Annotated in this window: 21 protein-coding genes and 1 pseudogene; 12 read left to right on the forward strand and 10 right to left on the reverse strand. The window is 60.9% G+C overall.

The window, feature by feature from the left end:
* Positions 1 to 4: 4 nt before the first annotated feature.
* From BLW25_RS17135 to BLW25_RS17165, 7 genes are read right to left on the reverse strand one after another with little or no spacing between them, the layout of a single operon-like run.
* Positions 5 to 739 carry an SDR family NAD(P)-dependent oxidoreductase gene (locus BLW25_RS17135; RefSeq protein ID WP_092902414.1) on the reverse strand — a complete coding sequence of 245 codons (735 nt, stop codon included), beginning with the start codon at positions 737 to 739 and terminating at the stop codon, positions 5 to 7.
* Positions 732 to 1805: a 3-hydroxyacyl-CoA dehydrogenase family protein gene (locus BLW25_RS17140; protein WP_092902416.1), complete on the reverse strand. Its 1074-nt coding sequence runs from the start codon at positions 1803 to 1805 to the stop codon at positions 732 to 734. Before BLW25_RS17140 ends, BLW25_RS17135 begins: the two co-directional genes overlap by 8 nt.
* Positions 1802 to 3001, reverse strand: coding sequence for a beta-ketothiolase BktB (gene bktB / locus BLW25_RS17145; RefSeq protein ID WP_092902418.1), 1200 nt, complete (start codon positions 2999 to 3001; stop codon positions 1802 to 1804). Before bktB ends, BLW25_RS17140 begins: the two co-directional genes overlap by 4 nt.
* A gap of 28 nt (positions 3002 to 3029) precedes the next feature.
* Positions 3030 to 3785: an SDR family NAD(P)-dependent oxidoreductase gene (locus tag BLW25_RS17150; protein WP_092902420.1), complete on the reverse strand. Its 756-nt coding sequence runs from the start codon at positions 3783 to 3785 to the stop codon at positions 3030 to 3032.
* 16 nt (positions 3786 to 3801) lie between these two features.
* On the reverse strand, positions 3802 to 4965 hold the full coding sequence (locus BLW25_RS17155; protein WP_171909621.1) for a dihydrolipoamide acetyltransferase family protein: 1164 nt from the start codon (positions 4963 to 4965) through the stop codon (positions 3802 to 3804).
* Between the two features lie 10 nt (positions 4966 to 4975).
* Positions 4976 to 5956: an alpha-ketoacid dehydrogenase subunit beta gene (locus tag BLW25_RS17160; RefSeq protein ID WP_092902424.1), complete on the reverse strand. Its 981-nt coding sequence runs from the start codon at positions 5954 to 5956 to the stop codon at positions 4976 to 4978.
* A gap of 16 nt (positions 5957 to 5972) precedes the next feature.
* Positions 5973 to 6974, reverse strand: a complete 1002-nt coding sequence (locus tag BLW25_RS17165; protein WP_171909622.1) for a thiamine pyrophosphate-dependent dehydrogenase E1 component subunit alpha — start codon at positions 6972 to 6974, stop codon at positions 5973 to 5975.
* 206 nt (positions 6975 to 7180) lie between these two features.
* Here BLW25_RS17165 and BLW25_RS17170 point away from each other — a divergent pair, with 206 nt between their 5' ends.
* Entirely contained in the window at positions 7181 to 7867 is a 687-nt protein-coding gene (locus BLW25_RS17170; RefSeq protein ID WP_092902428.1) for a TetR/AcrR family transcriptional regulator, read from the forward strand.
* A gap of 88 nt (positions 7868 to 7955) precedes the next feature.
* On the opposite strand, the gene BLW25_RS17175 is transcribed toward BLW25_RS17170, so the two are convergent.
* Positions 7956 to 9266: an MFS transporter gene (locus BLW25_RS17175; RefSeq protein ID WP_171909623.1), complete on the reverse strand. Its 1311-nt coding sequence runs from the start codon at positions 9264 to 9266 to the stop codon at positions 7956 to 7958.
* A gap of 162 nt (positions 9267 to 9428) precedes the next feature.
* Positions 9429 to 10541: a zinc-dependent alcohol dehydrogenase gene (locus BLW25_RS17180; RefSeq protein WP_366268352.1), complete on the reverse strand. Its 1113-nt coding sequence runs from the start codon at positions 10539 to 10541 to the stop codon at positions 9429 to 9431.
* 420 nt (positions 10542 to 10961) lie between these two features.
* Between BLW25_RS17180 and BLW25_RS17185 the strand changes: the two genes are divergently transcribed.
* The 4 genes from BLW25_RS17185 (at position 10962) to BLW25_RS17200 (ending at position 15117) form a co-directional block, all read left to right on the forward strand.
* Positions 10962 to 11978: a transporter substrate-binding domain-containing protein gene (locus tag BLW25_RS17185; protein WP_092902434.1), complete on the forward strand. Its 1017-nt coding sequence runs from the start codon at positions 10962 to 10964 to the stop codon at positions 11976 to 11978.
* A gap of 114 nt (positions 11979 to 12092) precedes the next feature.
* Positions 12093 to 13211, forward strand: a complete 1119-nt coding sequence (locus BLW25_RS17190; protein ID WP_216279406.1) for an ABC transporter permease subunit — start codon at positions 12093 to 12095, stop codon at positions 13209 to 13211.
* Positions 13211 to 14347, forward strand: coding sequence for an amino acid ABC transporter permease (locus BLW25_RS17195; RefSeq protein WP_092902438.1), 1137 nt, complete (start codon positions 13211 to 13213; stop codon positions 14345 to 14347). Before BLW25_RS17190 ends, BLW25_RS17195 begins: the two co-directional genes overlap by 1 nt.
* The gene (locus BLW25_RS17200; RefSeq protein ID WP_092902440.1) at positions 14344 to 15117 is read left to right on the forward strand and encodes an amino acid ABC transporter ATP-binding protein; all 774 of its coding nucleotides are present in this window, start codon (positions 14344 to 14346) and stop codon (positions 15115 to 15117) included. Before BLW25_RS17195 ends, BLW25_RS17200 begins: the two co-directional genes overlap by 4 nt.
* A gap of 3 nt (positions 15118 to 15120) precedes the next feature.
* Here BLW25_RS17200 and BLW25_RS17205 read toward each other — a convergent pair whose 3' ends face one another.
* Positions 15121 to 16014 carry a LysR family transcriptional regulator gene (locus tag BLW25_RS17205; protein ID WP_092902442.1) on the reverse strand — a complete coding sequence of 298 codons (894 nt, stop codon included), beginning with the start codon at positions 16012 to 16014 and terminating at the stop codon, positions 15121 to 15123.
* Between the two features lie 123 nt (positions 16015 to 16137).
* Between BLW25_RS17205 and glyA the strand changes: the two genes are divergently transcribed.
* The 7 genes and pseudogenes from glyA to BLW25_RS17240 all read left to right on the forward strand — a co-directional run bounded on the left by glyA (position 16138) and on the right by BLW25_RS17240 (position 21639).
* A complete protein-coding gene (gene glyA, locus BLW25_RS17210; protein WP_092902444.1) occupies positions 16138 to 17409 on the forward strand; it encodes a serine hydroxymethyltransferase in 1272 nt (423 codons plus the stop codon).
* 49 nt (positions 17410 to 17458) lie between these two features.
* Positions 17459 to 18793, forward strand: coding sequence for a D-serine ammonia-lyase (locus tag BLW25_RS17215; RefSeq protein ID WP_092902446.1), 1335 nt, complete (start codon positions 17459 to 17461; stop codon positions 18791 to 18793).
* Between the two features lie 57 nt (positions 18794 to 18850).
* The gene (locus tag BLW25_RS17220) at positions 18851 to 19261 is read left to right on the forward strand and encodes a tetrahydrofolate dehydrogenase/cyclohydrolase catalytic domain-containing protein (protein WP_253188569.1); all 411 of its coding nucleotides are present in this window, start codon (positions 18851 to 18853) and stop codon (positions 19259 to 19261) included.
* A gap of 124 nt (positions 19262 to 19385) precedes the next feature.
* A complete protein-coding gene (locus BLW25_RS17225; RefSeq protein ID WP_253188570.1) occupies positions 19386 to 19544 on the forward strand; it encodes a hypothetical protein in 159 nt (52 codons plus the stop codon).
* Positions 19528 to 19794 carry an ATP-binding cassette domain-containing protein gene (locus tag BLW25_RS17230; RefSeq protein WP_253188571.1) on the forward strand — a complete coding sequence of 89 codons (267 nt, stop codon included), beginning with the start codon at positions 19528 to 19530 and terminating at the stop codon, positions 19792 to 19794. Before BLW25_RS17225 ends, BLW25_RS17230 begins: the two co-directional genes overlap by 17 nt.
* Before the next feature lie 117 nt (positions 19795 to 19911).
* Positions 19912 to 20154, forward strand: a pseudogene (locus BLW25_RS17235) (IS21 family transposase); the annotation flags it as partial.
* Positions 20155 to 20739: 585 nt separating this feature from the next.
* Complete coding sequence (locus BLW25_RS17240) at positions 20740 to 21639, forward strand: OST-HTH/LOTUS domain-containing protein (RefSeq protein ID WP_143040542.1); 900 nt, start codon at positions 20740 to 20742, stop codon at positions 21637 to 21639.
* Positions 21640 to 21932: the final 293 nt, after the last annotated feature.

A 21932-nucleotide genomic window follows, 5' to 3' on the forward strand; every position in this document is an offset into this window, starting at 1 on the left:
TCTCCTAAAGTCCAGAACAGAGGTGACCGCCATCGACGGCAAGCACCGCCCCGGTCATGTAACGCGCGCCATCCGAGCACAGGAGCTTCAGCGGCGCGTCAAGGTCTTGCAGCTGCCCAAGGCGGCGCTGCGGGATGCGGGCGATCAGGGCCTTGCCGGCATCGGTTGCAAAGAAATCGCGGTTGAGCGGGGTCTCGATATAGCCCGGGCAAAGCGCGTTCACCCGAATGCCATGGCGCGCCCATTCCAGCGCCAGCGATTTCGTGAGCTGCACTACCCCCGCCTTGGCGGCGGCATAGGCCGAGACATGCCCCGCCACCCTGAGCCCCAGGATCGAGGCGACATTGACCATCGCGCCACCCCGCCCGGCCATGCGCTTTGCGCCCGCCTGGGCAACATGGAAAACACCCTTCAGATCGACATCGATGATATGGCCGAAATCGGCGGGATCCATGGTCATTGCGGCAGCCGTCGCGGTGACACCGGCATTGTTGATCACCACATCGATCTCGCCCGGGATGGCCGCGAAAGCCGCCGTCACACTGGCGGGATCGGCCACATCCATCGCAACCGTCAGCACGTCGCCCCCGGCGGCGCGGATCTCGGTCGCGACATCTTGCAAGACATCGGGACGACGGGCGGCAAGGATCACCTTTGCGCCCTCGGCGGCAAGAATCTCTGCGAAATGCCGGCCGAGCCCGCTGGAGGCACCGGTGATCAGGATGGTCCGTTCACGCATGAGACAGGCTTTCCTTCGGGTGACGTTTGTAAAGGGCGGCGACCAGCCTTGCTGCTTCCGCTTCGCCAAGGCTTTCGCGCAAGGCGCCTGGCGGTGTGCCGAAGCGCAGTGCCAGCCGCGCGCCCCGGTCAAGATCATCGGCGCTGACCACGCCCTCGGCAACCACCTCGCCTACCACCAGCAGGATCGCGGCCTGCAGGCGCTCTGCAACCTGGCGCGCGGTATCCGCGGCCAGAGGCTCAGGCTCCGCCTCGATCTCCCAGAGCGTGCCCTGCGCGCCGATGGCGGTCAGAGCGGGCGACGGAGTATAGAAAGCGCCAAAGCGGGTGAGGCTTTGCTGTGCATGCAGCATGATGCGCGGATGGGTGAGGTTCATCACCGCGAAAGGGCCAAGCGCCAGGCCGAACGTCTCGCGTGCAACGGCATCGACCTGGCCGGGTGTAGCGAGGCCTTCGCCGGTCAGCCGGGTCGCCTCGTTGCAATAGGGGCAGAAAAAGCGGTTGATCGCAAAGCCATTGCTGTCACGGCAGAGCAGCGCCTCCTTGCCGGTCCGGCGCAGCAGGTCAGCGGCCATCTCTGCACTGCGGGCATTGGTCTGAGCAGTGCGGATCAGTTCGACCACCGGGTTGACCGCCGCCGGGCTGAAATAATGCAATCCCAGAAAGCGTTCGGGATGGCGCAGCGCACGGGCCAGATCCGCCACAAGCAGGCAGGATGTATTGGTCGCAATCACCGTATCCGGCGCGATCAGCGGTTCGACTTCGGTCAGCAGCGCATGCTTGACGTCGGGATCCTCGAACACGGCCTCGATCACGACTGTTGCCGGGGCGAGGTCGGCAAGCGCCTGCGATAGGGTCAGCCCGGACTGAAAGCGAAGCGCCTCCGGCTCCGCCAGCCGACCGGTCTCGACCTGGCGACGGAAATGGGCGCTGATCAGCGCCCCGGCACGCTCCAGCGCGGCGGGCTGGCTGTCGATCAGCGTGACCGGCAGCCCCGCGCTCAGACAAGAGACCGCGATGCCGCTGCCCATGGTGCCGGCGCCGAGAACGGCGATGACCTGGGTCATGTCGCCTGCCCCGCGCCCGGGTTCTCGATCACCAGCGCGATGCCCTGACCACCGCCGATGCACATGGTCGCCAGACCATAGCGCCCCGCCACGCGCCGCAGTTCATAAACCAGTTTCGTCAGGATGATCGCCCCCGAAGCGCCAATCGGATGACCAAGCGCAATTGCGCCGCCATTGGGGTTCACCCGTGCCGGATCAAACCCGAGCCGGTCACTGACCGCACAGGCCTGGGCGGCAAAAGCCTCATTCGATTCAATGACATCGATCTGCGATAGCGTCAGGCCTGCCCGGGCCAGCGCCTGTTCCACCGCCGGAACCGGGCCAAGCCCCATGACCTCGGGTGCGACACCGCCAAGGCCCGAGGCGATGATCCGCGCAAGTGCCGTGACACCGCGCGCGCCGGCCCTCGACTCTTCCATCAGGATCAGCGCCGCCGCACCATCATTGATGCCGCTGGCATTCCCGGCCGTCACCGATCCCTCTTTTGAAAAAGCCGGGCGCAGCTTTGCAAGATCCGCAGCTGTCACATCCGGGCGGACATGTTCATCCGTGTCAAAGACCCGCTCGGCCCTGCCCTTGCGCACGGTCAGCGGCAGGATCTGGTCGCGAAAACGCCCCTCGGCCGCCGCCGCTGCCGCGCGGCGATGCGATTCCAGCGCGAAGCCATCCTGACGCTCGCGACTGATGCCGTCTTGGGTCGCGATGTTTTCAGCGGTCATGCCCATATGACCCGCGCCGAACGGATCGGTCAGCGCGCCGGTCATCATATCAATCGCCCGGACATCACCCATCTTCCGGCCCTCGCGGGATTCGGTCAGCAAGTGGCCAGCTCGGCTCATGCTTTCCGCGCCGCCTGCCAGAACGACATCGGCATGACCCAGCCGGATCTGCTCGGCCCCCGATATCACCGCCTGCAGGCCCGAGCCGCAAAGCCGGTTCAGCGTCAGCGCCGGGGCACCAGCGCGCGCCCCGGCACCAAGCGCCACGACCCGCGAAAGATACATATCTTCCGGCAAAGTATGGATCACATTGCCAAAGACGGTCTGGTCAATGTCGCTGGCTGCGATACCGGCACGCGCTACCGCCTCACGCGCCACGGCAATGCCGGTTTCGCTGGGCTTCAGCCCCGACAGAGCGCCGCCAAAATCGCCAATCGCGGTCCGCACCGCCGAGGTGATGATCACAGAACGGGTCATAGTCTTTCCTTCTGAACGTATCCGGGCCTCAGGGCGCGACCTGGCCGCCATCGACCGGGATGATCGCGCCATGCACGAACGAGGCCGCATCCGAGGCGAGGAACAGGCTCACCGCCGCGATCTCTTCCGGGCGGCCCGGGCGACCGAGCGGGATGCGTTCCGCGACCATTTTGATAAAGCCCGGATCATTCAGCGCGCCCTCGATCATCGGCGTCACCACCACGCCCGGGCAAACACAATTCACCCGCACGCCCTTGCTGGCCCAGTCAAGTGCCAGCACCCGTGTCAGCGCGACGATGCCGCCTTTTGACGCCGTATAGGCATCGGCCCCTGTCAGCCCGGCAATGCCGTTGATCGAGGCGATGTTGACAATGGCGCCGCCGCCCTGCGCCACCATCAGCGGGATCGCATGTTTGCAGGCCATGCCGACACTTTTCAGGTTGATCGCCATGATCTGATCCCAGTCATCCGCCGGGGTCTCGGTCACACTGGCCATTTTGTAGCGGTTGCTGGCGCTGAACCCGATCCCGGCATTGTTGATCAGCACATCAAGCCGCCCCCATTTCGCCACCGCCGCATCCAGCATGGCGCGGACCTGGTCTTCCTGAGAGACATCGACCCGGACGGCGATCCCGCCGATTTCGGCAGCAACCTTTTCTGCGGCCTCGAAACTCCAGTCCGCCACCACCACTTTTCCGCCATCCCGGGCAAAGCCGCGACAGGTCTCCAGGCCCTGGCCGGAGGCGCCGCCTGTCACCACGGCAACCTTGTCTTTGAATCGCATATTCAATCTCCGCGCGTCAGCCAAAGGCCGTCGGGTTGAGGCTTTCCAGCCGTTTTTTCAGATCAGACGTGAACGCCGCCGCCGTCATGCCGTCGATGAAACGATGATCAAAGGCGATGGAAAGCCGCATGACCGGCGTGATGCGAATGGCATCATCCTCGCCCACGGTGACGGTCTTCACGATGGCCCCGGCAAAGACCAGAACCGCCTGGGGCCCATTTATCACCGGCGTGCCATATTCCACGCCATAAGCCCCGAGGTTGGAGAAGGTGATCGTGCCGCCTTCGGTATCGGCGGGCGCGAGGCCGGGGCCTTTCGCCTTTGCCGCCAGCGCCGCGATGGCCGTGTTCACATCCTGGACGCCAAGCGTCTCGACCGCGTGCACCACTGGCACGACAAGGCCCTTCGGCGTGGCAACCGCCACCGAGACATTCACATTGCGGCCGATGCGGACGCGGTCCCCCTCCAGCCGGCCATTGATCATTGGATGATCCGCCGCGGTATCGGCCACCATCTTGACGAGGATGTCATTCAGCCCCGCCTTGCCAAAGGCACCCTTGAGCTTCAGCACATTGGTCATGTCGACGCTGAGGATCTGCACAAAATGCGGGATCGAGGTCCAGCTGGCGGTGATATGCGCCCTCATCGCGCGCTGGATCGAGGTCAGCTCGACATAATCTGCATCGCCCGCGGGGGCGGGCCGGGTCTGATCGGCAGCCATGCTGCGGATCAGTTCTTCGCTGATCTCAAGCCCGGCAAGGCTTTCAACCTCCAGTCCCAGATCCTGCGCCAATTTGCGGTTATAGGGCGAAAGACGCACCCGGTCCGGGGCAGCAGCGGCAGGCTCCGTCTGTGCGGCGGCGACCGGCGCGGATTCCGGTGCAGGTGCGGTGCCCTCCTCAGGGTCGCCCGCGAGGTCAACCCCGGCGAGGTCGATCTTCTCATCTTCCCCCGCGATCACGGCGATTGCGGTATTGACCGCAATCTCCTGATCCAGTTCCACCAGCAGCTTTCGCAAGATCCCCGAGGCCTGGGCCTCAATCTCGACGGTGGATTTGTCGGTCTCCATCTCGAAAAGCGGATCACCGGCTTTGACCGGGCTGTTCACTGCGACGATCCAGCGGCCGACCTTGCCGCTTTCCATCGTGATGCCAAGGCGCGGCATGCGAACGATATACATGGCGCCCCCCTTACCTGAACCGGATAAGATCACGCGCCGCCGCGATGATTTCGTCGCGGCTCGGGCGGTAGAACTGTTCAAGATGCAGGCTTTGCGCGATCGGCACATCGGGGCCGGCCAGACGGCGGATCGGGGCCCGCAGATCAAACAGCGCCTTTTCCGCGATGATCGCGGCAATCTCCGACCCGGTTCCGCCGGTCTTTGCATCCTCATGCACCAGCAGCACCCGCCCGGTTTTCGCGATGGAGCTGAGGATCAGATCCTCGTCCAGCGGCTTCAGCCAGCGCGGGTCGATCACTTCAACGTCAATTCCATCCCCGGCCAGTGCAGTCGCCGCCTCTATCGCCGTGCCGACGAGCGTTGCGGTGGCGATGATGGTCAGATCCGCGCCTTTGCGACAGAGATTGCCCTTGCCAAGCGGCACGATATGATCGCCTTCGGGCACCTCGCATTTCTGGGTGTAAAGCACCTTATGCTCGAAAAAGAGCACCGGGTTATCCTCGCGGATCGAGGTTTTCAGCATCCCTTTCGCATCAGCCGCATTTGAGGGCACTGCAATATAAAGACCCGGCCCGCTGACGAACAAAGCCTGCGGGCTTTGGGAATGTTCCGGGCCTGCACCCCCCGCGATGCCGATGGGCAGGCGCACCGTGACCGGCACGCGCATATCGCCGCCATGCATCCATTTCCATTTGCCGAGCTTGTTGTAGATCTCGTCAAAGGCAAGCCCCGCAAAATCACCGAATTGCAATTCCGGCACCGGACGCATTCCGGTGATCGCCATCCCGAGCGCCGCGCCGATAATGGTCTTTTCCGCAATCGGCGTGTCAAAGATCCGGCGATCCCCGAATTCGGCATGCAGCCCTTTCGTGGTGCCGAACACGCCGCCGAATTTGCCGATATCCTCGCCAAACAGGATCACACTGGGATCACGGGCGATTTCTTCGCGAAGCGCCTCAACAATGGCTTCGCGCATATTCATCATGGCCATGAGACTCTCTCCCCCCTCAGGAATACAGACCTTCGAAAATCCGCTCACGCGGGGGCAGAGGCGCCGCCTCGGCCAGGTCGATCGCAGCGGCGACCTCGGCATCCGTTGCCTCTTCGATCGCGGTCAGGGCCGCCGCGCCGAGGGCACCGCGCTCCTCCAGCAAGGCCCTGAAATTCTTGACCGGATCACGGTTCTCGACCCATTCCTTCATCAGGACCGGATCGACATAGTCAAAGGGATCGCCTTCGAAATGCCCGCGATGCCGGAAAGTTTCGGCCTCGATAAAGGTCGGCCCGCCGCCGCCCCGTGCACGTTCCACCGCCTCGCGGGTGGCCTCATACATCAGGAGCGCATCATTGCCGTCGACGACCAGATTTGGGATGCCATAGCCATCCGCCCAATCGGCGATATGTTCGCGCACCGCATGGGTTTCCCGCCAATGTGACGAGATCGCATATTGGTTATTTTCGCAGATGAAAATGATCGGCAGCTTATAAAGCGCCGCCCAGTTCATCGCGCCGTGGAACGCCTCTTCGGACGCCGCGCCTTCACCGAAATACACCGCCGTCACCCGGTCATTGCCATTCCATTTCGAGGAATAGGCCGTGCCCAGACTGATCGACAATTGCGAGCCGATGGTGCCGGCCTGGCCCATGACCCCGCGCGAGAGATCGGCGCTGTGGACGATCCCGGCGCCAAGCCCGCGGGTGGTGCCTTCCAGCGTGCCAAGAAAATCACCATAAAGCTTTGCCAGCGGCACGCCTTTGGCGATCATCTGGTTACAGCCCCGATGGTTGTAGAACAGATAATCATCGTCGCGCAGATTGGCGATGGAACTGGCCGAAACCGCCTCGGACCCGATGCCGGAATGATAGAATCCCGAGACCTTACCCTCATTCATCAGACGGATCAGGTTCTCGTCGAATTTCCTGATCCGCACCATCATGCCGTAAAGTCTGGCCAGCCAGTCCTTGTCATAGGATGACGGGACGATCTGGGTTTTGAAAATTGGTGCCATTTTACTCCTCCCCTGGGCAAGGTGCATGCCGGTGCCAAAGGGCTGCCCCTTTGCGCCCTGCCAATGTCAGCTTGAGCTTTCAGGATCGCGGCCATTGGTTCCTCCCCCCGGCGCGCATCCCTTCTCTTTTTCCATTAAGGCTCTTATCATTCTTCGAGTCAATAAATAAATCGGTCGCTCGATTTTTTAGCAGCCTGGAGCCGTATATGACCCTGCGCGTCACAGATACCCTGGACACAAGCGAGATCTGTCGCCGCATGCTGGAACGCAATCCGGACACGATCCGCGTGCAGAAAGAGCGGATGGCGCTGCCAAAGCTGATGCGGATCGTCGAGGCGACCCTTCTGCTGTCGCGCCGCCAGGGGTTTCACGCCACCAGCCTGCGCGAGCTGGCGGCCGAGGCGAGCATGTCGATGGGCGGGCTTTACGCCTATTTCGATTCGAAGAATTCGCTCTTGCGGATGATGATCACCGAAGTGGCCAGCACGATTGTCGAGGCCCTGAACCACCCGCCCGAGGATCTTTCCGAAGACCCGGTCGCTTATCTGCACTGGCTGATCCGCACCCATATCGAGGTGACGGACAAGATGCATGCCTGGTTCACATTTTCCTATATGGAAGCCCGGTTCTTCGCCGAGGCCGAACGCAATCTGGCAATGGATGGCGAGCTTGCAACCGAGAAGATCTTTGCCGCGGCACTGGAAAACGGCGTGCAACGCGGGGTGTTTGCGATTGATGATGTCGGGCTGACGGCGGCATTGCTCAAGCCCCTGTTGCAGGACTGGTATGTGAAACACGGCAAATACCGGCGCCGCAATGTCTCGCCCGCGCAATATGCCGAGGCGGTGATCACCCTTTTCGACCGCGCCATAGTGAAAGGCACCGCCCTTTGAACGGCAAAATGGGGCCTCCGGCCAGCGGGCGCCCCATATCAGCCTGGAAAGTGACCGGGCGACATTGTGCCGCCCGGCGCAGGACGGGTCAGTCGCGCCCGGCGGATCGGAACTCCACCTGCACCCCGCGCGCGATAAAGACCGGAACCAGCGTCAGGAAGAACATGATCGCGCCAACAAGCCAGATCGTGTCCAGCGCGCGTATCCCCGCCACGTCCAGCGGCCTGACCCAGCCGCCCGAAAGGCTCAGGAGCACATAGCCCGCCGCGACCTGACCGGCAGCAGAAATGCCGTTCAGCGTGCCGGCATATTCTGGCTTTGCGATCTGGGTCCAATAGGCGTTGATCGTGCCCCAGAAGAACGGGTTCGCCAGATTTGCCACGCCAAACACCGCGAGAGCAAAGACGATCGGGTTCGAGGTGGTGGCGGCAATCAGAAAGCCGATTCCCGCAATGACCGGCCCCGCCGCAAGCGTCGGACGGCATCGCCCGCCGAAGATATGCTGGAACACCCAACCATGGAAAAACCCATAGGCGGCGGTGGTGCAATAGCCCAGCGAGATGAAGAAAGAGGCCGTATCGCCTTCAAGCTTGTAGACATTGATCAGCTGGTAAAAGCCCCAGGCCCCCAGAAACCAGGTCGGAGCTGTGGCAAGAAGGGTTGCGATCACCATAGCCACAACGCTGCGGCTGCGCAGCAGATTACCAAGTGCGGCCCAGCTGAACTGGCTTTTCGCTGCATCGGGGTCAACACCGGCATAGATCACGCTCAGCTCTTCCTTTGTGACGCGCGGCTCTTCTTCCGGGCGGTCTCTGGTGCCGAAATACAAGAGCAGGAAGGCCGGAACCCCCAGCACTGTCACCAGAAGGAAGGCATCCTCCCAGACCCAGGTCCGTGCGATCCACAAAGCCAGCGGTGCGGCAACCGCGAAAGCCAGCATGGTGCTGGAAAACCAGATCGCGCCAAAACGCGTCCGCTCCTGCACCGGCAGCCAGAGCGCCATGATCCGGTTGCAAGGCGCCCAGAGGAAGCCAAAGAACACGCCGAAGACCACATTGCGCAGGAAGAGCGTCGGATAATCATGGACCCAGAGCATCGCCGCGCTCAGTATGCTGCATCCGAGCACCGACAGCAGCAACAGACTCCGCGCCCCGAACCGGTCGGAGAGCACGCCCGCCACCAGCAACGTCGGGAAATAGCCCAACAGATAGGCCGCCGATCCGGTCCCGATCTGCACAGGCGTCAGATGGAGCGCCTCGGCCCAATAGGGCGTCAGCGCGGCCAGCACCGCCTCATCCAGCCATATGGTGAAATTGACGAAAAAGATGATGAGAAAGACGCTGTGCCGCCTTCCCCAGGCCGGCGCACGGCCGGGTTTTGTTGAAGTGTTTGGTGTCATTTGTCCTCTCCCTGTCCGGCGGCAGCCCTTGTCCCGGGCCACGGCCATGGCTGATTGGGCGACCGCTGCGGGCCGCCGATGATTCCTGTTTTGACGGTGGTGACGCGCTCCGGGGCCGGTTCTGTGACCCGCGACCGGGGAGTGGGGATCAGTGATCCAGTATCAAGGGAAAATCATCGCCTTGATCTGATCCGAGGGTCTGCGCAGCTGTTCAAATGCCGCTGGCAAGGTCTCAAATGTGAGCCGGTCGGTGATCATCGGCAAAGGCCGGACAAGACCCGCAGCCAGGGCCGCCAGCACCCGCGCGAAATCGTTCTCTTTGTAGCCGAGCACATATTGCAGCCGCAGTTCTTTCATGATCGCGGTGAAGGGGATCTGGGTATCCTCCTTCATGCAGACGCCGACCACCACGATGGTGCCCCGCGCCCGGACAAGGCCAATGCATTTCTGGATGATGCCCGGCACACCGACACAGTCGAAAACCACATCCGGCGGCCCGTCTGCGAGGGCCGCGAAAGCCGCGCCCACATCCTGTTCCTGGCCCGCGTCAATCGTGCCGGTCGCGCCGAAAAGCGGCCCCGCTTTCAGGCGCGCCGGGGCGCGCTCGGACAGGATGACCGAAGCCGCGCCGGCCGCACGGGCAAAGGCCGCGACCGCCTGGCCAATCGGCCCGCCGCCAATGACCAGCACCCGATCGCCGATCCGGATATTGGCATTGTCGACCGCATGCAGCCCGACCGCCAGCGGCTCGACCGTGGCGCCCTCATCGAAACTGACCGCATCGGGAAGCGCGACTGCATAGCGCGCCGGCAGGGTGATATATTCGGCGTAAGCCCCCGGAAAATCCTTTGCGAGGCCGGTGATGCTGTTCGTCGCGCACATCATCGGATACCCCTCGCGGCACTGGGCGCAGCTGCCGCAGGGATTGACCGGGACGGCCGTCACCCGCGTGCCCGGCGGAAATGCCGGATCCGCCGATTGTTCAACCACGCCGGAAAATTCATGGCCGAGGATTGTTCCCTCTTCCTGAAGGAACACCCCCTCTTCGGTCGCATGAAGATCCGATCCGCAAATCCCGCAGGCTGCAACGCGGACAAGCAGCTCCCCCTCTCGCGGTTCTGGTTTTGGAATTTCCCTGATGGTCAAAGGGCGCCCTGCCCCTGTGAATATAGCGGCTTTCACGTCATCCTCCTCCTTATAGTGACGCCCGGGACGCACAAAGGCTTGTCCCGACAGCAAAACAGCACAGCCTTTCTGATGTGGCAGAGCGGGCACCCTCCCCGGCGCCCTCTCTCTCGCGTTGCGCAAGCCTCCTCGAGTTGCACATCAAATGAGACTATCGTTGCTCGCCATATAAATCAATCGAGCGTTCGAAATATTTACTGATGTCAGGAAACGGCATTCCCTCACCGTCAGTGCTGGCACTTTGAACGTCTGAGGTTATCGGCGCGGGCAATGCATTATGGTGGCTCCGGCGCATCAGCATCGCCCTCCCGCCCTGTTCGCATCAGATCAGATCCGACGAAAATGAACATAATTGCTAATGCTTATATTGAATCCAATTAACTGGACTGAACATTAGGCCCTACCTACCGTCGATGAAGGGGCGGAAAGCCAGTCCCGAACATGAAGTCGGAACCCAAAAACAACCCGACCGGGCCTTCCAGCCATCAGAAACAGTAGGGAGCTTGAACCATGAAGAAACTTGCAATTGCCACTACGCTCACCATCCTCGCTGCAGTCCCGGCTTCGGCCGACGTTCTGGATGATGTGCTGAAGCGCGGGACACTCAACTGCGGAACGGACAACACCGCGCCCGGCTTTGGCTATCTGAATACCGCCACGGGGGCCATGGAGGGGATTGATGTCGACTTCTGCCGCGCTGTCGCGGCCGCGGTGCTCGGCGATGCGACGAAGGTCAACTTTGTTACCGTGACCGACAAGAGCCGGTTCACGGCGGTTCAGACCGGCCAGGTGGATGTGGTGTTCGCGCATACGACCATCAAGCCGGGGCGGGAATCCGCAATTACGGTCGACTTTTTGCCGATCATGTTCTGGGACGGCACCGGTGCGATGGTGAAGGCCTCGCTCGGAGTCTCGGCGATGTCTGATCTCGATGGTGCAAATCTTTGCACTACCCAAGGGTCGAGCACGGAGGCCGCGATCGCGAATATGCTCAAGGCGAATAGCTGGACAAATCAGGTTTTGACCTACGAGAATCTGGAGAAGCTCTTCGGTGCTCTGGACAGCGGCCGTTGCGATGCGATGTTCACCGACAAGTCCGCGCTGGCGGCCTGGCGCGGCAATTCGGCCAAGCCGGATGACTATGTCGTGCTGCCGGAAATCATCGAGAAATCTCCATTCGCGGGCTTCGTTGCTGCGAATGATAGCCGGTGGCGCAATGCGCTGCGCTGGATCAGCTACGGGCTGATCCAAGCCGAAGAGTCGGGCATCACCTCGGAGAATGTCGAGACCTTCAAGGCTTCGGAGGATCCAGCAATCCGTAAGTTCCTGGGTGTCGAGGGCACTTTTGGGGCCGACTTCGGTATCCCGGCGGATTTCATCGAGCAGGCCGTGACGCAGGTCGGAAACTACGGCGAGATGTATGACCGCAACCTCGGTCCGGATACGACATTGGCCATCGAGCGGAAAGGCACGCCAAACGCCCTCTGGAGCGAAGGCGGCGCAATGATCTCACCCCTCTGGAACTGAGCCCTCTCAGGGCGCGCGCTTTTTGCGCGCGCCTTTTTGTTCCGACCCCCTGCCGATGAGGTGGGCGACAATCCTTCCATGCGAGGCGGCATGTTCTCCATAAATTCTCTACGGATGCGCCGCATCCGCCGGGCTGCAATGCAGTTTGGCGTGATCGGCATCATGTTCGCACTTGTTGTGCTGCTCGGCGTCACGGTTCGTGATGGGTTTGCGGCAAGAGGTGTCAACTTCAGTTTCAGCTTCCTGACCGCACCGGCCGGGTTCGAGATATCCGAGGGGCTCACGGTCACCAAAGATGGCCTAACCCGCTTTTCGTCAGATCTCACCAACACGCAAGCACTGATCGCCGGTTTGAGCAATACCCTCAAGGTGGCAGTTGCGGCAATTGTCCTTGCGACCGCTCTGGGCGTCCTGATGGGTGTGTCCCGCCTCTCGACGAACTGGCTCATCCGCAATCTGGCCTTCGGAGCGACCGAGTTCCTGCGCAACACCCCGCTGCTGATCCAGCTGACCTTCTGGTATATCGCGGTTATACTGAAGCTTCCCACATTGCGTGACGCGCCGGAGTTCTGGGGGGCGATCATCAGCCAGCAGGGGATCTGGCTCCCGGCAGTGCTTCCTTACGGTGGCTACGCAATGCTGCCGGCCTTTGTGGGGGCGATCCTCGCTATCGCCGCCATCCTGCCCGCACAGCGTGCCAGGCGCGGATGGCTGGTCGCCGGGGCTGTCATCATGCTGGCCATCGCCTTTCTGACAGGTTTCAGGCTGAGCGTCGATTTCCCGGAGGCGGGCCGGTTCCGGGCGACCGGAGGTCTCTCCATAAGTGCAGAATATGCCGCTTTGCTGATTGCAATCACGGTGAACGCTGCCGCCTATATCAGCGAAATCGTGCGTGGCGCGATCGAGGCCCTGCCGCGAGGACAGTGGGAGGCGGCGGATTCTATCGGGCTATCTCGCAGAAACGTGCTGAGCGACGTGGTGCTGCCCCAGGTGTTCCGTGTCGTCCTGCCCTCATTCGGCAATCAATATATCAGCCTCGCCAAGAATACATCGCTCGGCATCGCCATCGGATATCCGGACCTGTTCAATGTCTATGGCACGGTCTCGAACCAGACCGGACGAAGCCTTGAGGGGGTTCTCCTAGCGATGGCGATCTATCTGGTGATGAGCTGGATCATCAGCCTTGCCATGAACCTAATTAACCGTCGCATGAAAATCCCAGGAGTCCGGTGATGTCAGCATTTGGCAAAGCAGGCCGTTGGCTTCACGTAAACCTCTTCTCGAAGCCGGTCGATATCGCTCTGACGCTTCTCGTGATCCCGCTCATGTCCTGGGCCGCGTGGAGTTTTCTGGAATGGGCTATAGCGGCGGCCGACTGGTCCGTGATCATAAACAGTATGAAAGTGCTCATGACCGGTCTTTTCCCGTCAGAGCAGATGTGGCTGGTATGGATTGCGGTCTCGCTGATTGCGGGCCTCGTGGGCCTCGCCAGCGCCGCGACAATGCCATTTGGACGCAAAGCTCTCCTCTCAGGCCTGGCTTCAATCGGTATCGCGCTGATTGCGGCCGCCTGGACGTCCCGGATCGCGCCTGAAAGCGCGATTGTTGTTGCGGCATTCTTCGGGGTCTGGGCACTGGGCTGCCGCAGTGAAGCGCTTCGGGACAATCTCCCGGGGATATCCTTCGGTGTCCTGATTACGGTGTTGCTGGTCTTGTCGCCTGCTGGCCCGTCAAGCTGGGGCGGGCTTCTCCTGTCGATCATCCTCACCCTGACGGCCGCCCTGCTCACCATTCCGCTGGGCGTCCTTCTGGCCTTCGGGCGCCAAAGTCGCATTGCCAGCCTGAGCGCCTTCTGCACCGCCTATATCGAGGTCATGCGTTCGGTTCCCCTGATCCTCGTGGTCTATTGCATCTGGGTCGCCTTCCCCCTGATCCTGCCGCAATTTCCCATTCCGGATGTGGTCCGCGGCCTGATCGGCTTTACCCTCTTCTATTCGGCCTATTCCGCCGAGTTTATTCGATCGGGCCTGCAATCCGTTGCGCGGGGGCAGACGGAGGCGGCGCAGTCACTTGGCCTGTCGGATTTCGATTCCAAACGCATCGTGATCCTGCCTCAGGCCCTGCGCGTTGCGGTCCCGGGATTGGTTGGCAACATCCTCGACATCTTCAACTATGCGCCGCTCGTGTTCATCATCGGCCTGACGGATTTCCTCCGGGCCGGCCAGATGATCCTCGCAAATCCCGAGAACAGCGCAAGAACATATGAAGTCTACGTTTTCCTGTTCCTCGTCTACTTCGCGGTCGGGAGCGTCATCACATTTCAGGCACGCAGGCTGGAAACCAAACTGAGCAAGGGGTCGCGCAAATGAAGATCGGGAATGAGCAAGCCATCGTAAGCATTGCCAACCTCAACAAGTTCTACGGCTCATTTCACGTGTTGAAAGAGGTGGATCTGACCGTGAGCCGCGGTGAGGTTCTGGTCATCGTGGGCGCCTCCGGATCCGGGAAGTCCACGCTGATCCGATGTGTCAACGGGCTTGAGGAATATCAGTCCGGCTCGCTGACGGTGGATGGCTTCCAGATGCCACGGGCGGAGGAGCGGGAGTTTGGCGAAACCAGAGGTCTGCGGGAGATCCGGAAGGGCGTTGGCATGGTTTTCCAGCAGTTCAACCTCTTCCCCCACCTGACCGTCCTGCAGAATATCACCCTTGGCCCGATCCGGGTGCGGGGTAAATCCAGGAGCGAGGCGGAGGCGCAGGCGATGCAATTGCTTGAGCGCGTGGGTCTGCGGGATCAGGCCCTGAAGTTTCCGGGCGCGCTGTCCGGCGGCCAGCAACAACGCGTGGCCATTGCTAGGTCACTCGCAATGGAACCGCATCTGATGCTGTTCGATGAGCCGACAAGTGCGCTTGACCCGGAGATGGTGGGCGAGGTCCTCGACGTCATGCGTGAACTGGCGCGCGAGGGCATGACCATGATGATTGTCACCCATGAAATGGGCTTTGCCAGGGAAGTGAGTGATCGGGTGATCTATGTGGATCAGGGCCGCATCACCGAAAGCGGCACGCCCGATGAGTTCTTCGACAACCCCAGGAACGAACGAACACGGAGCTTCCTGTCGCGCGTGCTGAAGCACTGAGGCTCAGTTCTTTGCCTGCTGCTTCAGTTCGGTAAGAAATGCCTGCAATGCCGGGCTCCGTTTCTCGCCTTTGCGAAACGCTACGAAAATTCGGCGACGGATCTCCGGTGTCAGGCGGCAGACCCATACATCCTCGAGATCGTGGCTGGCACGAAGTCCGGGAAGGATTGCAATCGCACATCCTTCCCGGATCAGCGCAACGGTAACCTCAAACCCTTTACACCTTGCGATGATGCGGGGCGAGAAGCCGACGGCCTGACAGGCCTCGGTGAGCATTCTTGTGTAGTTTGAAGACGCAGTATCAATCACCCAGGGCTCACCACGCAAGGTGTCCAGGCTGGTCGTGGGAATGTTTGCCAAAGGATGCTGCGGCCCGACGATGGCGTGGAATACATCCTCCATCAGCGGCAGTGTTTCTATGCTCGGGTCCAGCGCACCGGGGGGCACATTCAGATCGTCGATCAGAGCCACATCCGTTTGCCAGCTCCGAAGTGCTGCCAGACTTTGCTCGGGCTCCATCTCCTCAAAGAGGATTGCCAGTTGTGGGTGCTCTCCGCTGAGGGAGCGAAGCGTGCGCGGGATAAGCGCGGCCGCGACAGAGGGGAAGGCGGCAACCCGCAGTTCGCCCGCAATGACCTGCTTGAGTTCAGCAATGTCAGCACGGGCGGATTCGATCTCTGCAAATATCCGATCCGCGCGCCGGACCAGATTCTGACCAGCTACCGTAAGCTCTACACCACGCCCGCGCCGTTCGATCAGCTTGATGCCAACCTCTTCTTCCAGAAGAGATATTTGCTGGGAAACCGCGGAGGGGGACACATATAGCGCCTCGGCGACGGCTGCCATTGTTCTGCGCAGTGAAAGCTCGCGCAAAGCGCGCAGGCGGCCAAGGTCCACAGCATCCTCCCGTTTTTAATAGATTAGCATAGCTAAATATATATGCAAACATTACTCACTTTTTCTGAAGCTTTGACCTGATTAGCGTCTCTCACAATGACCCAACAGGGACCGGAGAGACCCATGACCACCGAATATTTCCAGGGCAGCCTTGCCCAACGTGACCCCCTTGTTCATCAGGCTCTGGAGAACGAAAAGAAGCGGCAGCAAGGGCAGATCGAGCTCATCGCCTCCGAGAATTCGGTCAGCCTTGCATCGCTCGAGGCGCTCGGTTCCGTCATTACGAACAAGACCGTCGAGGGATATCCGGGCAATCGCTTCCATGGCGGAGCCGATTTCGCCGATGTCGTCGAGCAGGCGGCCATCGACCGGGCAAAGCAGCTTTTCGGCTGTTCGTTCGCCAATGTGCAGCCCCATTCCGGCACACAGGCAAACCAGGCCGTGTTCTTTGCCCTGCTGCAGCCGGGCGACACGGTATTGAGCCTGGACCTCGCCGCCGGCGGTCACCTGAGCCACGGCGCAAAGCCCAATCAATCCGGCCGTTGGTTCAAAATCGTGTCTTACGGTGTCACGCGTGAGACGGGTCGGATCGACTATGACAATGTCGAGCAGCTCGCGCTTGAGCATAAACCGAAACTGATCATTTCGGGTGGCTCGTCCTATCCGAGGGAGATCGACTTCGCCCGGATGCGCGAAATCGCGAATGCGGCGGGCGCGACCTACCTTGTGGATATGGCGCATTTCGCGGGGCTGGTTGCGGCCGGAGTCCACCCGAGCCCCGTGCCTTATGCGGACATTGTGACCTGCACGACGACGAAGACGCTTCGCGGATCGCGCGGTGGGCTCATCCTGACCAATCGTGAGGATCTTTTCAAAAAGCTCCAATCCGCCGTCTTCCCCGGCGTGCAGGGTTCGGCTCATCTGGCAACCATTGCAGCAAAGGCGGTGTGCCTGGGCGAGGCGCTGACCGACGAATTCAAGACCTATGGTGCCAATGTCAAAGCCAATGCCCACAAGCTCGCTGAGACGCTTCAGCGCCGTGGTGTCGAGATCGTCAGCGGCGGAACCGACACCCATGTCGTGCTCGTCGATGTCTCCTCGAAGGGTCTGAGTGGCCAACGGGCCCAGGATCTGCTGGGTGCGGCAAACATCACGTCGAACAAGAACCCGATCCCGTTCGACAGCGCAAAGCCATCCGAATGGAAAGGTCTGCGGCTCGGTGCCTCCGCGGGCACAACCCGGGGCTTTGGCCTGGCGGAGTTTGAACAGATTGGCAATCTCATCGCGGATCTGTTCGATGCCGCGGACGCAGATGAGACGAGCCGGGCAGCGCTCTATGAGACCGCACGGCGGGACGTTGCTGACCTCTGCGGCGCCCACCCGATTTATGCATAAGCAGATGTGACGGGGCCCTGCCCCGTCACGCCAACGTCCAGGAGCAGCAATGACCGTGATCCTTCCTGAAAACCCGGCCAAGGCAGATCTGCTTGCCGGAAATCCCACACTCTGGCTCAATGATCAGCTGCGTCCGGATGGGATATCCGATCCTGGTCTTCCGATCCGCCCTGGCCAAGTCATTTCGTCTGAAGCCAGCTGGCGCCGTCTTGCACCGCTGCTGGAAAGGCTGTTCCCAGAAACCAGCGGGACCGGCGGGCAGATCCGTTCCGATCTGGTCGAAGCGCAGACGCTCAAGGGCGCAATTGGATACTGCTCGGCGGAATACGGTCGCGTGTTCATCAAGGCCGATGGCAGCCTGCCCGTCGCCGGATCGATCAAAGCCAGGGGCGGCCTCTTCGAGGTGTTCATGCATGCTGAGGCGCTTGCCATGCAGCACGGGCTGCTTGCCGAGGGCGGGGACGTCATGACGCTCGCGGGCACGGAGGCGATGTCGCTCTTCCAGCGCCACACGATCGCGGTGGGCAGCACGGGAAATCTGGGGCTCAGTGTAGGGATCGCCGCACGGGCGCTTGGCTTCCGTGCGGTGGTGCATATGTCCTCAGATGCGAAGCGATGGAAGGTCGACCGCCTTACCAATCTTGGCGTCGAGGTCGTGCAACATGAGGCGGATTATACCACCGCCGTAGAGGAAGCGCGCGCCCTGGCCGAGGGCGATCCATCCATCTACTTTGTCGATGACGAGCGGTCGCAGCTTCTTTTCCTCGGCTACAGCGCCGCCGCTCGGGAACTCGCCGGGCAGTTGGACGAGGCGGGCATCATAGTTGACCACGATCACCCTCTCTTTGTCTATCTGCCCTGCGGGATCGGGGGGGCGCCGGGCGGCGTGGCATATGGGCTCAAAGCAATCTTCGGTGATGCGGCGCATTGCTTTTTTGTCGAACCGGTGCAGTCGCCCTGCGCGCTGGTGCATATGATGAGCGGTTCTGCGGAGCTGGTGTCCGTATATGATGTGGGTCTGACGAACCGGACAGAAGCCGATGGCATGGCCGTTGCCCGGATGTCGGATTTCGTGGCGCAGGTGATGGGCCCCATGCTGTCAGGTGTTTTCACCGTGGCCGATGAGGATCTGTTCCGGTGGCTCTATCTGGCACATTCCTCCCAGGGGATCCGCCTCGAACCCTCGGCGGCGGCTGGTTTCGCGGGTCCGGAGTTCACGGTCAACTCTCCTCAGGGGCGCGCATATCAGACCAGTCAGGGCCTGATCGGACACATGGCGAACGCCACCCATATCGTCTGGACGACCGGCGGCGCCTTCGTTCCAGAGGAGCAGTTCCAACAATTCCTGGAGCGCGGTGAGGCGCTGACCACTGCGGCCGGCTGAGCGCGACGCCAAACCATATCCGCAAAACGGCCTGAAGATGCACGGTTTGCCCGCTGCATGACGCCACCACGCTGTCAAAAAATGGGGAGCCACATGGACATTGCCTTTCGGGCAGATTTGATTGACGGGAAATCCTTCGCGGCACGGCTGGTTGACGATCTGGCGGTGCAGGTGCGGTCCATCATGACGGAGACCGGAAAGGTTCCGGGGCTGGCCGTCGTCCTGATCGGCGAGGATCCGGCCAGCGCGGTGTATGTGAATTCGAAACATCGCCAGACCGTGCAGATTGGCATGCGGTTCCAAACATGCCGACACCGCGACACAGCAGAATTCCGTCATCAGATCCGTGCCAATGCTTCCTTGCGCAATTACCGCCCGAGGTCAGGCCGGGGTGGCAGATCGCCGCTCTACGGTTCAGTGCTACGGATGTCGCCTTTGCCCATGCTCCCCGCTCGGCGTGTGACGTGATCAACGCTGATCGAGCCACCTCGCGGCCCGTCATGATGGCGAACTTTTGATACCGGGCGTCGGGTCGTCAGGGGAGGCTCTGCAAGCATGCCGTTAGATTGCTCCCAATAGGGAGGAACTCGGTATGACTGAACTCACCTACACCAGCAAGCTCATCAACAACTCGACGTTCCAGCCCTTCGTCATCTTCAGCGTCGTTGCGCTGCTTTACTTCTGCATGTGCTACCCGCTGGCCTGGTGGAGCCGGAAACTGGAGGACAAACTGAATGTCGCCCATCGTTAAACTGAGCAATGTTTCCAAAAGCTTCGGCGCCGTGCGTGTGCTTGAGGGTGTTTCCTTCGATGTGAGCAAGGGCAATGTTGTGGCCCTGATCGGGCGAAGCGGATCTGGTAAGAGCACGGCGTTGCGATGCATGAACGGGCTCGAAAAAATCAATGGGGGCGAGATCACTGTCTGCGATCATCACCTCCATCAGAATGTGACCCGCGTGAGAACGGCGGTGCGAAATTCGACCACGGAAGCGGCGGCCTGATGCTGCTGCGGTCGGCGTAAAAGTCGTCCAGTTTTCCCTTTCTGCGGTTGCAGGGAGGGCGTGGGGATTTACAGCGTGGAGCTATATCTGAGAGTTCGTCAGGCTTGTGCGGAGGGCATGAGCCAGCGGGAAGCGGCACGGGTGTTTAATGTGTCGCGTGACACGGTTCGAAAGATGATGTCGTTTTCGGTTCCGCCTGGCTATCGACGGACGGTCGAAGTCCGGCGCCCCAAACTCGATCCTTTCATTCCGATTATCGATGGGTGGCTGGAGGCGGACCGGACCATGCCGCGCAAGCAGCGGCATACGGCGAAGCGGGTGTTTGACCGGCTTCGCGAGGAACGTGACTTCACCGGCGGCTAAGGTGGATGGCGGCGCAGGTCTGATCTCCTAAGGGCAGCGGCCGCGTTGATTCCGCCGCCCAGCTCTTCATTCGTGTGGCGCGCGATTCCGTTGCCATCGCCCGCGCGATGCAATCCCTTGGGCAGAACACTGGGCACGATCCGCAGCCTCCTGGAAGGTAAGATGCAGAAACAATGCGGGCGATCACCGCCGGTATGGACCTTATCGAGTTGGACCAGTCGTATGCCAGTTTCGTGCAGAAAGTGCAGCAGACGCTGAACAGAGACCTCGCCACAAAGAGCTGAAGCGGGAAAGTGTGGCACTTGCCAAGCTAATCGAGGCGCCGATCAGAAAGCTTGATGAAAACAATGCACAAGTCTGGTGCCCTGCGGACTGGCACTTGCCCCGGACGACTTATGCTGTCCACTTACTCGCTTAAAGGGACTGCGAGTGCGGTCGTGCCGAACACCGGGCGCATCCCGGCACACCGTCCGCCGGTGCGCGCCGGCCGCTCAGGTTTCTCAGGCGCAGCCCGATTAAATGCTGCAGGGAATTGATTGGCGCAATCCGCGCTGGACGCAGTGGTAAGATTCAGCGCTATTCTTGACGAAAGAACGTTGTGCTGAACCGAATTTCCACACTGGAGCTCTCATTCGCTTGCCCGCCCCTCCTTCCCCAGACCACCTGCCCGACCTGCAGCGTGAGATTCAGCGCCTTATGGGGCAGAACGTCCTCCGCCTGCAGCTCTATGAGCAGCAGCTGAAGCGTATAATGTCAGCAACCGATTTCGGCGTGGAGATCCTGACCGAGGGTGAGCCGCGCCAGACGCAGGGTATTCAGACGGAAGGTAAAACGCTCGGGCAGCTGGTCGGACTGCTAATGGGAGATGTCCTGTTCTCAGAACCCCCACCTCCCGCCCCGGATCATCCGGTGGCCCCCGACGTAGCCGTGCGCTTCAACACCAAGATGCGGCTTCATATGCAGTCAGCCGATCATGATGAGTTTCAGACAGCTCTTCGCGAGCTCGTCGCGCAGAGAAACCATCTCGTTCATCACTTTATCGAAGGGCACGACTTATCTACCGTCGAGGGGTGCCAGAGCGCCATCAACACTCTGCACGAAGTCCTGGAGGCAGTGGGAAAGCGGTTTGGCCAGCTGCAGGACATGGCGCGGCATGTCAATGATGCCTGCACGGTCGCCCATTCCGTTTTCACCTCACCAGAATTTCAGGAATACTTGGTGAAGGGACAGATTCCTTGGGCGATTACAGACATCGTGGCGGATCTCCGCGCCGCAGCGCGTGAACTGCGGACGGAAGACTGGACACCTGTAGATGCCGCAGCGGCCTGGATTAAAGAAAGGTCGCCGGACCAGAGCCCCGCGCACTATCACTGCTCGAGTTGGAAGCAGGTTGTTCACACATCGGGCCAGTTCGACCTCAGATACCAAATCGTCGATGGGCGCCGTATCGCCTTTTATCGCGAGCGCCCCGAGTGCCTTTGAAAACTGCTACGCGGGACTGCCACTTTGCCAGTGGTCACCCTTGATCTCCCCCGCTGTTCGCAGCCATCCCCTGCACTCCCGGAGTATCATTGCTGGACCTCAATGTTGATCTGCGGCTGCGATGAAATCATTTTCGCATTCAAATTAGAGATCCAATTTCTCTCATTATAAAATCTTAAAGAATACAGGCAGATAATTTATTGATCGTGCGGCTTTCAGCTATAGCCAGGCCGATCTCCGGCACCGAATCACCAGGTCGAGCCACGAACCGAAACTGACGAAAATTTATTGAA

Origin of the sequence: Rhodobacter sp. 24-YEA-8 (assembly GCF_900105075.1) — a bacterium.
Lineage (GTDB): Bacteria > Pseudomonadota > Alphaproteobacteria > Rhodobacterales > Rhodobacteraceae > Pseudogemmobacter.

Bases quoted from the DNA above. Each gene is read 5' to 3' on its own strand.
- BLW25_RS17135 (WP_092902414.1), bottom strand. From the start codon at position 739: ATGCGTGAACGGACCATCCTGATCACCGGTGCCTCCAGCGGGCTCGGC.
- BLW25_RS17140 (WP_092902416.1), bottom strand. From the start codon at position 1,805: ATGACCCAGGTCATCGCCGTTCTCGGCGCCGGCACCATGGGCAGCGGC.
- bktB (WP_092902418.1), bottom strand. From the start codon at position 3,001: ATGACCCGTTCTGTGATCATCACCTCGGCGGTGCGGACCGCGATTGGC.
- BLW25_RS17150 (WP_092902420.1), bottom strand. From the start codon at position 3,785: ATGCGATTCAAAGACAAGGTTGCCGTGGTGACAGGCGGCGCCTCCGGC.
- BLW25_RS17155 (WP_171909621.1), bottom strand. From the start codon at position 4,965: ATGTATATCGTTCGCATGCCGCGCCTTGGCATCACGATGGAAAGCGGC.
- BLW25_RS17160 (WP_092902424.1), bottom strand. From the start codon at position 5,956: ATGGCCATGATGAATATGCGCGAAGCCATTGTTGAGGCGCTTCGCGAA.
- BLW25_RS17165 (WP_171909622.1), bottom strand. From the start codon at position 6,974: ATGGCACCAATTTTCAAAACCCAGATCGTCCCGTCATCCTATGACAAG.
- BLW25_RS17170 (WP_092902428.1), top strand. From the start codon at position 7,181: ATGACCCTGCGCGTCACAGATACCCTGGACACAAGCGAGATCTGTCGC.
- BLW25_RS17175 (WP_171909623.1), bottom strand. From the start codon at position 9,266: ATGACACCAAACACTTCAACAAAACCCGGCCGTGCGCCGGCCTGGGGA.
- BLW25_RS17185 (WP_092902434.1), top strand. From the start codon at position 10,962: ATGAAGAAACTTGCAATTGCCACTACGCTCACCATCCTCGCTGCAGTC.
- BLW25_RS17190 (WP_216279406.1), top strand. From the start codon at position 12,093: ATGCGCCGCATCCGCCGGGCTGCAATGCAGTTTGGCGTGATCGGCATC.
- BLW25_RS17195 (WP_092902438.1), top strand. From the start codon at position 13,211: ATGTCAGCATTTGGCAAAGCAGGCCGTTGGCTTCACGTAAACCTCTTC.
- BLW25_RS17200 (WP_092902440.1), top strand. From the start codon at position 14,344: ATGAAGATCGGGAATGAGCAAGCCATCGTAAGCATTGCCAACCTCAAC.
- glyA (WP_092902444.1), top strand. From the start codon at position 16,138: ATGACCACCGAATATTTCCAGGGCAGCCTTGCCCAACGTGACCCCCTT.
- BLW25_RS17215 (WP_092902446.1), top strand. From the start codon at position 17,459: ATGACCGTGATCCTTCCTGAAAACCCGGCCAAGGCAGATCTGCTTGCC.
- BLW25_RS17220 (WP_253188569.1), top strand. From the start codon at position 18,851: ATGACGCCACCACGCTGTCAAAAAATGGGGAGCCACATGGACATTGCC.
- BLW25_RS17225 (WP_253188570.1), top strand. From the start codon at position 19,386: ATGACTGAACTCACCTACACCAGCAAGCTCATCAACAACTCGACGTTC.
- BLW25_RS17230 (WP_253188571.1), top strand. From the start codon at position 19,528: ATGTCGCCCATCGTTAAACTGAGCAATGTTTCCAAAAGCTTCGGCGCC.